Source organism: Desulfonema magnum (genome assembly GCF_017377395.1).
Lineage (GTDB): Bacteria > Desulfobacterota > Desulfobacteria > Desulfobacterales > 4be13 > Desulfonema_C > Desulfonema_C magnum.
Window position 1 is genome coordinate 3,055,794 of the sequence record NZ_CP061800.1, and the last position, 12,076, is coordinate 3,067,869.

At 39.7% G+C, this 12,076-nt stretch carries 10 protein-coding genes; all 10 read left to right on the plus strand.

The features are described 5' to 3' along the window. Window positions 1-13 precede the first annotated feature (13 nt). The 10 genes from dnm_RS12105 (at window position 14) to dnm_RS12150 (ending at window position 12,050) form a co-directional block, all read left to right on the plus strand. Window positions 14-1,150: a hypothetical protein gene (locus tag dnm_RS12105; protein WP_207682907.1), complete on the plus strand. Its 1,137-nt coding sequence runs from the start codon at window positions 14-16 to the stop codon at window positions 1,148-1,150. Then, entirely contained in the window at window positions 1,125-2,024 is a 900-nt protein-coding gene (locus tag dnm_RS12110; protein WP_207682908.1) for a class I SAM-dependent methyltransferase, read from the plus strand. The genes dnm_RS12105 and dnm_RS12110 overlap by 26 nt, the downstream gene beginning before the upstream one ends. Window positions 2,025-2,038: 14 nt before the next feature. Beyond that, window positions 2,039-3,571 carry a B12-binding domain-containing radical SAM protein gene (locus tag dnm_RS12115; RefSeq protein WP_207682909.1) on the plus strand — a complete coding sequence of 511 codons (1,533 nt, stop codon included), beginning with the start codon at window positions 2,039-2,041 and terminating at the stop codon, window positions 3,569-3,571. 28 nt (window positions 3,572-3,599) lie between these two features. Then, a complete protein-coding gene (locus dnm_RS12120) occupies window positions 3,600-4,478 on the plus strand; it encodes a methyltransferase domain-containing protein (protein WP_207682910.1) in 879 nt (292 codons plus the stop codon). 16 nt (window positions 4,479-4,494) lie between these two features. Beyond that, window positions 4,495-4,995, plus strand: a complete 501-nt coding sequence (locus dnm_RS12125; RefSeq protein WP_207682911.1) for a GNAT family N-acetyltransferase — start codon at window positions 4,495-4,497, stop codon at window positions 4,993-4,995. An 8-nt stretch (window positions 4,996-5,003) separates the two neighbouring features. After that, complete coding sequence (locus tag dnm_RS12130; protein ID WP_207682912.1) at window positions 5,004-5,741, plus strand: WbqC family protein; 738 nt, start codon at window positions 5,004-5,006, stop codon at window positions 5,739-5,741. After that, on the plus strand, window positions 5,725-10,392 hold the full coding sequence (locus tag dnm_RS12135; RefSeq protein WP_207682913.1) for a radical SAM protein: 4,668 nt from the start codon (window positions 5,725-5,727) through the stop codon (window positions 10,390-10,392). Before dnm_RS12130 ends, dnm_RS12135 begins: the two co-directional genes overlap by 17 nt. Before the next feature lie 31 nt (window positions 10,393-10,423). Further along, window positions 10,424-10,693, plus strand: a complete 270-nt coding sequence (locus tag dnm_RS12140) for a type II toxin-antitoxin system Phd/YefM family antitoxin (protein ID WP_207682914.1) — start codon at window positions 10,424-10,426, stop codon at window positions 10,691-10,693. Next, window positions 10,674-10,928 (plus strand): Txe/YoeB family addiction module toxin, encoded by a 255-nt coding sequence (locus tag dnm_RS12145; protein WP_207682915.1) that lies wholly within the window; start codon window positions 10,674-10,676, stop codon window positions 10,926-10,928. Before dnm_RS12140 ends, dnm_RS12145 begins: the two co-directional genes overlap by 20 nt. 75 nt (window positions 10,929-11,003) lie before the next feature. Beyond that, window positions 11,004-12,050 (plus strand): class I SAM-dependent methyltransferase, encoded by a 1,047-nt coding sequence (locus dnm_RS12150; RefSeq protein WP_207682916.1) that lies wholly within the window; start codon window positions 11,004-11,006, stop codon window positions 12,048-12,050. Window positions 12,051-12,076: the final 26 nt, after the last annotated feature.

Genomic DNA, 12,076 nt, shown 5'->3' on the forward strand with positions numbered 1-12,076 from the left:
GCTGTTTTTATTTGTGACTGAGCGAAATTTAAAAATTATGATGGTTTGCCATGATACTGGCTCGGCAAATGCGATTTCTGCGCTGGCAAAGAACTGGGAATGTTCGGAAGATACACTCTTGCCGGTAAGTGCAGGTCCCGCCCGAGAAGTTTTCAAGCGTGAGAAAATTCTTCCTGTTGCATCGTTCTCCGATGACATAAAGGCGTCGGATGCGGAGAGCCTTTTAAACGCCTATTGTCCTGATGTTATCTTAACAGGCACAAGTCTTGATGCGATGACAGAACGTCTCTTTATCAGAAAAGCTTATGAGCGGGACATATTTTGCTTATCATTCATAGACTGGTGGACGAATTTTGGGATACGTTTTTCCACTCCTCGAACAAACGATTTGTATTATTTGCCTGATGTTGTGGCGGTTAGCGATGAGACTGCCATGGAGGGATGTATCAGCGAGGGAATTCCTGAAGATCGTTTGTTGATAACCGGCAACCCGTACTGGGAAAGATTACTGGCTGAAAAATCAGATGACAATGGGGAAGAAGCACGGACAAATATCAGGAAATTATTAGGTGTCTCAGAGGAAGATATTTTTGTTTTGATTATATCCGGTGTGATTCGTCATCTAAACGCGTCTCTTGGTTTTGATGAAAAGGACTTCTGGCGTTATATTACACCGCTTCCTGAAGAGACAAAAAACGGTCAGCGAATCAGGTGGGTAATCAAAAAACATCCAAGAGAGTCGAATCAGGATTTTCAGGAGATGGTGAATGAATATGCACCTGAAGTGTCCGTTATCGGGAATTTTTCCCCAACAGATGCTTTGCTGGCTGCGGATTGCGTATTTGGCACGGTCTCATCCATGCTGCTTGAGGCGGCCCTGCTGAAAAAAAGGGTTGTATCATTACAGCCAAACGTAAAAAAGGGAAAGCTGCAATTCCTGAGAATTTTTCAACAACTCGGTATCCCAACGCTCACGAATGAACAGGAAATTCGGAACATCCTTAATCAGTTGGTGAGCTTGGAAATACCCATACCGAATATTCTGAATCTTCCTGCTCCGATCAGAAGAGGGGAATCCCTGTGTATTATCGCTGACGCACTTCATTCAGGAAAGCGGCAAAGGAATGAAAATGGAGAAAAAAGGCTATAAAATCATTGAAGATCCCAAAGACGGATTTTTGCGTATTCATCCCATTCCAAGTGATGAGGATCTGAAGAAGTATTATGAGGAAGAGTTCTATCAGAGCTATCAGCAGTTTAATGACTCATCACTGGAAGTTCAAAAAGCACAAAAGGAATTTTTTGACTGGCGGTGGGGTGATATTCACCGTGTCTTGAAAAAATTCTTTAATGAGAAAGATGAAAAAGAGTCTCTCAGCATATTTGACGTGGGGTGCGGCTTTTCACAGGCACTTATTTATTTTAAAAATCAGGGTTATGAAGTCGCCGGCATGGAAATAGCCGAAGAAGCCGTCGAATATGCAAAAAAGGAAGATATCAATGTCATTCAGGGAGGAATTGATGATATAGACAAGGTCGGTGCAAAATACGATGTCGTGCTTATGCTTGATGTTCTCGAACACCTGCCCGGGCCTGCTGACGCATTGAAGGCAATTCGTGAGAAGATTCTTAACCCATCAGGTATGCTGGTTATTGACGTGCCTAATGACTTCAACGAGTTTCAAAAAGCCGCGGATGAGGTTCATCATCTGGATCAGTGGTGGTTTGTACCGCCCAATCATATCAACTATTTTTCCGTGCCATCGCTTCAGAAACTGGTTTCAGCCTGCGGATATGAGGTTTTTTATTGTGAAACAACATTTCCCTTGGAGCTTTTCCTGCTTATGGGGGATGTTTATGTGGGCAATTCCGAACTGGGGCCAAAATGTCATCAGAAACGAGTAACTTTTGAGCGGACCCTTCGTAATTCCGGGCGAGAGGAACTGTTGCATCAGTTTTACGAATCGCTGGCCAAGGTGGGACTCGGTCGGCAAATCGTTTTGTTCTGCTATCCCAAATCCTGAGAGAGAAGTAAGTCATGACTAAGATTGCTATCATTTTTCCGACACCTATAGCGACGATTCCTACGGGGCTGACCTATGTGATCAAGCGTTTCAAACAGAATGGCTTTGATGTCAGGGTGTTTATCAATACATTTAAAAAATTTAAAAACATGGATCAGATCAAGAATGATGTGATTGATTCCTTTAATCCTGATGTTGTCGGTCTGTCCTATGGCACATATAATATTCTCGAAGTCTATAGATTGCAACGCTTATGCAAGGAAGGCGGGTATTTTGTCATTGCCGGAGGGCCTCATCCGTCAATAGGCGCGGAAGAAAGCCTTCGGCACGGAGCGGATATCGTCTTTCGGGGTGAAGCGGAACTTGGCATTGATGATTTTTGCAGATGGTTTACAGACGGACAGGACAAAACCATGCTTGTGAAAATCCGGGGAGCCTCTTATATTGATTCGGAAGGCAGGGTTCAGCACAATAAAAAACCCCGGAGACTGATGAAAACCGATGAACTCGGAGAGATGGATGTATCATCCATTGACCTTGAACCTTTTACTGTTGCGGATGGCTCGGTAAAGGGGTTAAATGTGATTTCCTGCGGGCGTGGCTGTCCGTTTCGCTGTTCATTTTGTTCTCATAGTGACTGGTATGCATGGGGAAAGCGAAGTGTGGATAGTATTATCGCCGAAATGGTTCATAAGAATGAGGAATATGGAATCACCCATTTCTGGATGTCAGATGAAACCTTTACAATCCATAAGGACAGGATTCACGAGTTCTGCAAACGCTTGAGGAATGAAAAGCTTCCTTTTACATGGGACGCGGGGACCCGTATCAATTGCGTTGACGAATCCCTTTTAAAGACAATGAAAGAAGGAGGGATGACCAAGATTACATACGGCGTTGAAAGCGCGGATGATGAAACCTTAAAAAAAGTGAATAAGGGGTATTCCGCCAAAGATGCTTATGAAACTGTTTTGATGACTGGAAAACTCGGCATCCCCATGTATATCAATCTGATGACCGGATTCCCATGGGAATCTGTTGAACACGTTGAAAACAACATCAGGTTTATTAAAACCGTAGAAAAATATGTATATTGTTTCCAGTTATATGGTGCGGTGATTCCTTATCCTGACACCGGCATTTATGATGAGTATCATGATATTTATGGATTTACCAATTGGTGGATGCAGGAAGAATTTCAAGATGCCGGTATGGTTATTTATCAAAATGTGGCAAATCCTTATAAAGTGAGTACCTTTTTTCAGCGAAATCTGTATGATGATACCTATGTTGCCGAAGATTATTTTTTCAAATTCGATAAGCCTTATAAACAGGCTGTGGCAAAAATGGGTTTTCTGATAGGATGGAAGGCAATTTGCGCTCAATATAACTCACCTGTCAAATGTTATTTTAAATATGCTGTGGGAAGGGGATCGCAGCTTTTATATGAGATTTTTCCGAGGTTGGAGAAAAGAATCGTCGGTTCTTTGATCAAAACAAACAAAATCCATGAAGTCCGTCTTACTGGCAAATTCGTAGAAGAGTGAAAAAATGCATAGATCAAAGAATATGAAGATGTTAAAGAAATTGTACGATCAGGATACCAATATTATCAGGTACCTCAGAGAATCAGACGATTCTTCAACAAGCCTTGTCGAAGCCATATTGATTTCTTATGATTTGCAGGCGGGTTCATATACAGAGATATTGAAAGACCCCAAGGCAGAGAAATCTCAAATAAGATACACAACTGCCATCGCGGAATTGTTTGATGATAAGCATTGTGACTCAATTCTGGAAGCCGGTGTCGGTGAGGCAACAACGCTTGCGAATGTTGTAAATGCAATGGAAAATATACCGGGTGACATTCTGGGATTCGACATATCATGGTCCAGAGTTCACTACGGAAAAAAATATTCAAAGAACAAAAATGTGAATACGGTCTTATTTGTTGGGAGTTATTTTGAAATACCAATAGCGGATGACGCTGTTGATATTGTATACACTTCTCATTCAATAGAGCCTAACCGTGGAAAAGAAAAAGAAATTCTCTCCGAATTATATAGAATAACAAGAAAATATTTGATATTGCTGGAACCATCTAATGAGTTGGGAACCGAACAAACAAAAAAGCATATAAGAGAACAATATTATTGTAAAGATTTATTTAGGCATGCAAAAGAGTTGAATTTTAATGTGACTGAACACAGAATTTTTGATCACTCTACCAATCCTGCTAATCAGACCGCATTAATGATAATAGAAAAAGATATTCATAGTGAGTCGTGTGAGGATGACTTTTTTGCCTGTCCTTGTTGTAAAAATTCTCTGGTCTTACACAAAGGAAATTATTTTTGTGGCGACTGTCTGTTGATATTTCCGGTTATTGATGGCATTCCATGTCTGATGTCGTCATGTGGAATACTTGGAAGCAAATATATGCAAGAATTGTAATGTCGGGTTTATATCCATGAGTTTTTCCGTACAAATAGCTCCTTTTACCGAAAGATCCATAAAAAAGACTTTTTTATGGATCCAAAATCCGATGTTACGGCGTGATTTTTTGATGCGTGGCGAGCTACCGACGTTTGAAACGCATCTTGTATATTTTAAGAAAACATTAAAAGACCCCAGTCAAAAGGTTTTTGCCATTTTATGTAATGAAGAGCATGTCGGGAACTGCGGATTGAAACATATTGTTCTGAATAAGGAATCCGAACTTTGGATATATATTGGAGAAGAGAATTTAAAGAACAAAGGGGTGGCTTCAATAGCGACAAAGCAACTTGTTGATCACGCTTTTAATGAATTAGGGTTAGTGAGATTATATCTTCATCTTGCAGACTTCAATATGGCGGCTGTAAAACTTTATAAAAAACTGGGTTTTAGCGAAGTGCCTTTAAGGGATTCTTTCGAGTGGGCCAACAGAGGCGTAAAAATTATTCGCATGGAGTTATCAAAAAATATATGAATGTGTCAATGATGCAGCCAACATTCCTTCCCTGGCAAGGCTACTTCGAGCTTATCTATAAAGCGGATGTCTTTATATTCTTGGATGATTTTCAATTTTCAGTACAAGGCTATCATCAGCGCAATCGTTTATTTATAAATAAAAATAAAGCCGATTGGCATACTGTTCCGATTGACAAAAAATCTTCCTTTAAAAAAGCTCTCAATGAGACAAAAATCAACGAGAATATTCCATGGCGAAAAAAGATGTGGAAGCGTATAAAACAGAACTACGGCAAAACACCATATTTTGATATGATTGCTCTTTTTTTGGAAAAATGGTTGCTATCCACTTATAATTCTTTAGCCGAGCAAAATATGATTTTTATCAGGTATGTGTGCGAATCTTTTGCGTGGAAGCGTAAATTTGTTCTTAGCTCTTCTTATCCGTCTGAGAAAAAGCGGTCTGAGCATGTGGTAGAATTACTACGAAGATGCAACGCAAAACAATATTACTGCGCTTATGGTTCATTTGACTATATGCTGGAGGACAAAGTTTTTCCCTTAGATGATATTGACGTTTTTTTTCAAAATTATGATCCAAGACCTTATAAACAAATTCTTTCCGATAATTTCATTCCTTACCTTTCCGTTCTTGACGCTTTGTTCAATATCGGATTTGACGCAACTGCTGATCTGATTGTCAATGGAACCGAAAAGTGGATGACGTGGGAAGATATGCTTTCTCTTTATGCTAAAGAATTCTGAGGTAAAAACGAATATGCCGCCAAAAATTGTTTTGATATTAAATCATGCTGAACGAGAGATAAAGACGGTTGAGAAAGTCCGGTCAGCAATTCAAAAGATCAATCCACAAGCCGAAGTACATATACTTGAATATCGTGATCCCGATTTTGCTATAAAAACATTGGATATCAACCCTCATATCATTATGACTTTTCCCTTTACAGCGATATCTACGTCATATTCTTTTTACATACTGAAACATGCTTTGAATTGCGTATTGATTTGTTTCCGGGCTGAAGGCCTTATTATTGGTGATACATCAATTCTTATTGAAGCACTGGTGGGTTTGGAAAAATATGGGAATAATTTCATTGATTATGAAGTCTTTTGGGGAAGAAATCCTGCTCAACTAGTAGGAAATGCACTTTTAGAGAGAAATAAAGTTTCCTCAATTGACAGAATTAAATATTTTGGGTGTCCTTTTTTTGAAGATTATACCGGGCCGGTTCGTAATGTCGAGAAGGTGTTATCTTCTCATATCCGTTCCAAACTTGGCCAGTATCAAAAGGAAAAAATTCTTTTATTTGTTACAGGATTCTCTTATGCTGATTATTCTCCTCAGGAGATAATCGGATGCGGGGACCAGGTGGATAGAAATGCTGAAAATGCACAAGAAGAATTTGAAGACATGTTGTTAGTCGTTGAAAGAACGAAAAAACTGAGGCAGATGTGGATTGACTCTATTATCAAAAACGCTCTTAATTATCCGGAATTGTTGTTTATTATTAAAACTCATCCTCAAGAGAATGCTCACTATAAAAGTAAAAACCTCAATCCTTACTCGGCATTTCAGGATTATAAAAACATCCTTCTTATTATAGAGAATATCCCTTTTTCATCAATTATACATGAGTGTGGAATACTGTTTCATTATGCTTCAACTACGATGCTTGAAGCCTACCTGTCAAAAATACCATCAGTCTGTATTTACTCAAAAGAATTAAGAAAAATTCATTGCAAACGATTAGATTTTCCTAATGAGTTAGAAATATATTCTACCACATCAGTTGATATTGGCGACATTCCTTCGCTTATATCTTCTCATGTGGCTGAACCTATTCAATTTAAACGAAATGAGAGCGTCGAAAAATATTTGGAAGATCAAATAAATCTGAAAATAGGTGAGAATTATAACCCTTCAGAACGGATTGCTCATTTTTTGCTTTCTCTTATTGATAAGAAAGAAAAAGCTCAGGAGATTTCCCCCGATGATAAATATCTGATAAATTCTATTCGCACAAACTGGCCCGGACAGAAGATAATTCGTGATTTGATAAACAAAGGCATTTCAAAAATACAAAACAACGAATTTCAGGATGCCTTGACCACATACTTGGACAAAACTCTGAAATTGGCGCAAGCCGGACAGTTAAAAGTGCAGAAATTGCAATATTTCCGATCAATTTGTCTGGGCAATATGGGCTTAATTGATGACGCTATTACGGCTATAAAACAGGAACTTGCGGATAATCCTGATGATAGTCAGGCACAGGATTTATATCGTCAGTTGCAATCTGTGCCACAAGAAAAGAAGAAAAACGAAACTCAATACCCTGAAGAATTTACCCGATTGATCCCCGAAACATTCGCAGTGGAAACCATTCTGGGTTGTGATTTGAAATGCCCTGAATGCGCCGTTGGCGGAGATTTTGTCACCCGAAAAAAAGGCTGGATGCAATTTGACCAGTTTAAAATCATCGCTGACAAAATCCGCCCTTTTTGCAAACATCTGTATCTGCATATCTGGGGCGAGCCCATGCTGAACAAAGACATTTTCAAAATGATCGAATATGCATCTGCTTTCACCAGCACCAATATCAGCACCAATGGGAAATCAATGACGGAGGAGAAAGCGGAAAGGCTTATCAGATCAGGAGTTACAGATATTATTGTCTCCATTGACGGCGTTTCTCAGGAAGTTTACGAAAAATACAGAGTCGGTGGTCGTGTGGAAAAAGCTGTGGAAGCCTTGAAAATGCTTCAGCATTTTAACCAGAAATATGGCAACAAGGTTCACATCATGCCGCAATTCATTGTTATGAAGCATAACCACCATGAAATGAATGGGTTTCGGAACCTGTCCGAATCTTTGGGACTCAGACCGCTGTTCAAATCGCCATATATCCGAGACCCGAATTCACATTTTTCAGCTTCGGATGACCCCCGTTTCCAACGCCCTTGCTATCCTGATATGGCTTCACTCAGAGCCGCGATGTGCGAATGCGACAGTGTGAGAAAAGCCTTTAATATTCTGGTGGACGGTTCTGTGGTTGCCTGCTGCCATGACTACGAGAAATTTACCTTTTTCGGTAATATGTTCGAGCAGGATGTGATGGGAATTTGGAACAGCGAAAAATATAAGAAATTTCGCTGGAATGTCATGTCCGGCAAAGCACCAAAATTTTGTAGGGAACGCTGTATGTCCTATTTCCTTGAACATCCTGAACAAGCTTTGACAGATGAGCATAAAGATCAGGTATTGGCTGAAAATCCGGGCAAAACCGAATTGCATAAACAAGACGGACTTAAAATCAATTTATGTAGCGGTTCGATAAAGCTTGAAGGGTATGTCAATATTGATATTTTTTCGGGTTCGGACATTATTTTGGACTTGGAAAAAGACCTGCTTCCCTTTCCCGATAACAGTGCAGATATTGTAGCCTGTATTTCTGCGATTAATTATTTTAGCAGACAGCGGGCATCAGAAATCATCAAAGATGTCCACAGGGTATTAAAGCCCGGGGGTATCGCCCGTTTTGGAACGCAGGATTTACATATCTTGGCAAAAGAATATCTGAAAAAAGATTCGGAATTCTACTCTCAAAAACTTCCTGATGGTCGGAATCGTTTTCCGGGAAAGACTATCGGAGATAAATTCAATGAATTTTTCTACGGGTTTCAAAGCGGTAACAAACATTGCAAATATGTTTATGATTTTGAGAGTTTGAAAGTTCTTTTTGAAGAAGCCGGTTTTTCGTTTATCGAACAAAAAAACTACCGTGAAAGCCTTATTCCTCAAGTCGCACAGCTAGATAACAGACCGGAACAGATGTTTTTTTTAGAGGCGATTAAAGACAAGACAAATTCCGCTGTTTCCAATGCGGAAATCACCCGGGTATTAAATGAAATAAAATCATCTGTTCAGGAAAGAAAAACAGAAGCGTCTGCATTGGACAGCATGAGAAATCAGGCATTCCGCTTATGGGAAACCAATGAAAAAGAGCGGGCATGGCAGCTTTTATTAAAAGTCCTTGAACTACAGCCGGACGACCGACAGACCGTTCTCAAATGTGCGGAAATTTTGGGCAGCTTAAATAAATTTGAAGACTTGCTAAAGCTTTGTACAAGTTTTCTTAACTTAAAGCCGGATGATGCTGAAATCAGAAGAATAGCTGGAGAAGCTCAAAATCGAGTAAAAGAGAATTCACCCGATAGTAACGGACTCGAACAACGACGGCTTGAGTTAAGGAAATTCAATGAATTTTCCAATGCGGTTCATCCTGATGAAACCCATCTTTCCGCGTGTATGCAATGGCTGATAAAAGCGCAGGATGTGAACACCGGCGGCGGAGTGTCCGCGGCGTATCATATGGATTCACAGCGTTGGGATGTGGATTACCCTGAAACCACAGGATATATTATTCCGACCTTTTTGTGCTATTCCAAATTGACAGGCGATGCGTCTTATCGGAAACGTGCTATTGACATGGGAAATTGGGAAATAGCGATTCAATCGCCCGAAGGCGGAGCCGGAGAGCCAGTTGGTGTGTATGGCTTACGTCCCCGTGTCTTCAACACCGGACAGGTTATTATCGGATGGGTAGCTCTTTATGCGGAAACCGGCGATCAGAAGTATTTGCAGGCAGCCCGAAAAGCCGCAGATTGGATCATGGAAAATCAGGATCCGGACGGCAAATGGACAAAAAGCACCTATAGCGGACCCAAGGCATATAAAAGCAGGGTGGCATGGGCATTATTGGAATTATATGGTGTAAGCAAAGAAGAAAAATACCGTATAGCGGTGGAACGCTCCGTCAATTGGATATTTTCCCAAGCTTCTGCCAATGCCTGGTTTGCAAATAACAGCCTGAGTGATCCCGGAAAGCCTTGGACTCATCTGGTTGGTTATGTGCTGGTTGGTCTGATGGAGATTTATAGATTGAATATAAACAATCCGCAGTTTAAAAATGTGCTGAATCTTCTGCATCATGCCGCAAAAAATATTTCCATGTTTTATGCAAAATTAAAAGAAGCGACCCAACAGGGATATTTTTCAACGCTTCCCGGAACATTGGACAGCAATTGGTCCAGCAGTGATAATTGGTCTTGTGTAACAGGTAATGCCCAGATCGAATTTTTCATGAGGAGAATGTCCAAATATACAAATGATCCATCGCTGAAATCATCTGCGGATATGCTATTAAATGACTTGAAAATGTTTCATCTGCTTGGTAGCGTAACGGATCCCAATATTTCAGGAGGGTTAGCCGGAAGCTGTCCTGTGGGCGGTCCTTATCTCGGGTATTCAATACCCAACTGGGGTGTCAAATTTTTTGCAGACAGCCTTTTGCAGAGACTGCTTCCTGAACAGGAGCAAAAATATTTAGGATAACTCAAAATGAGAATAATAGAGGATGGTCATTATGAATGCAATAGCTTATTCAAATTTCAGAAAAAATTTTGCTAATATAATGGAAAAAATATGTGAAGATCACGATCCGGTAATTATTACTCGTAAAAATTTAAAACCGGTTGTGATGATGTCTCTTGAGGACTACAATGCCATTGAAGAAACAATGTATTTATTACGCAGTCCTGCCAATGCCGCCCAATTACGTGCCAGCATTGCCGAATTTGAAGCCGGTAATTTTAACATACGGAAAATGATTGATAATGATGATTGCATGGACTGACCGGGCTTGGAACGAATACTTGTACTGGCAAAAACATGACAAAAAAATTGTTAAACGGATCAATGAATTGATACGAGATATCAAACGTCATCCTGAAGAAGGCATTGGTAAACCGGAAGCACTTCGTTTTGATTTGTCAGGAAAATGGTCGCGCAGAATCAATCAGGAGCATAGACTGGTGTACCAAGTCATTGATGAGATGATAGTAATTTTTCAGTGTCGTTATCATTATTAATAAAACAGCAAGGTGAAGATCGGGATGACTTATAATTTGGGCAGGCGTCAGAAGTTCAGAATAAACCTGAGCGGATTGCAGAATGACCTGAGCATCGCCAGAGAGAAGTTCCAAAGCCGCACTTTTTCAGAGGCATTTGACATCTATGAGCAATTGATCGCCGCGTATCCGAAGCAGGCAGTAGAATTGCTTGCCGAAGTCTATGATTGCTATCAACGATTTCCGTACAAAGACCGATATAATCTTTATCAGGCACGTCAGTTTGATTTCGGCATCAAACCTTCTGATAAGGTGCTGGATATCGGAAGCGGCCATATTCCTTTTCCTCTTGCCACACATTTGGCTGACATAGCCTTGGAGGATCACAAATACGGAAGGGCAGGTGTTCCATTCAAATATGTTGAGGGAAAGCCGGTTTTTGAATGCAGTGTTGAAGACACACCTTTTGAAGATAAAGAGTTTGATTTTGTTTACTGTTCCCATGTTTTGGAACATAGTCAACATCCTGAAAAAGCCTGTCAGGAGCTGATGAGAATTGGCAAAAAAGGGTATATTGAAACGCCCACAAAGGGAAAGGATATATTTTTTGACCAAGCGAAGGTTTCCAATCATAAAATATGTGTAGAAGAGTTTAATAGCCGATTGATTTTTACAGAATACACACCTGATGAAATTGAGGGAATGCAGTGTAATGTTCTGATGCAAATACATTCAAATCCGCAAACAATTCGTGAGAAAGCTTTTTCAGCATTAATGTATTTAAAACCTTGTTTAATAAATACAATGTTTTTATGGAGTGACAAATTTGAATACGAGGTTAGAAAATTTTTTACGGATGTTGGTGATAAGGATAAAAAAAAAGCTTCTGTAAATAAAGGAACTGTAGGAAAAGAAAATAATGATAACAGTGAGTTAGACTGTTACTTGGATTCAATATCAGGAATATCTTCTTATAATAATCAGAACCCATTAATCATACTGACAGACAAGCTTTTTAATTCTGGGTACTTGGATGAAGCAAAAAAAGTATGTGATTTAATCGTGAATCAATTTGGAGAAAATCCTGCGGTAATTAACCTGACCGAGTGCATAAGAAATAAACAGAAGCAAATGAACCAATAATTTATAGAAAATCAGAAAATATTTTG

Bases quoted from the DNA above. Each gene is read 5' to 3' on its own strand.
- dnm_RS12145 (WP_207682915.1), top strand. From the start codon at position 10,674: ATGATGATTGCATGGACTGACCGGGCTTGGAACGAATACTTGTACTGG.
- dnm_RS12140 (WP_207682914.1), top strand. From the start codon at position 10,424: ATGAATGCAATAGCTTATTCAAATTTCAGAAAAAATTTTGCTAATATA.
- dnm_RS12125 (WP_207682911.1), top strand. From the start codon at position 4,495: ATGAGTTTTTCCGTACAAATAGCTCCTTTTACCGAAAGATCCATAAAA.
- dnm_RS12130 (WP_207682912.1), top strand. From the start codon at position 5,004: ATGATGCAGCCAACATTCCTTCCCTGGCAAGGCTACTTCGAGCTTATC.
- dnm_RS12110 (WP_207682908.1), top strand. From the start codon at position 1,125: ATGAAAATGGAGAAAAAAGGCTATAAAATCATTGAAGATCCCAAAGAC.
- dnm_RS12135 (WP_207682913.1), top strand. From the start codon at position 5,725: ATGCTAAAGAATTCTGAGGTAAAAACGAATATGCCGCCAAAAATTGTT.
- dnm_RS12120 (WP_207682910.1), top strand. From the start codon at position 3,600: ATGTTAAAGAAATTGTACGATCAGGATACCAATATTATCAGGTACCTC.
- dnm_RS12115 (WP_207682909.1), top strand. From the start codon at position 2,039: ATGACTAAGATTGCTATCATTTTTCCGACACCTATAGCGACGATTCCT.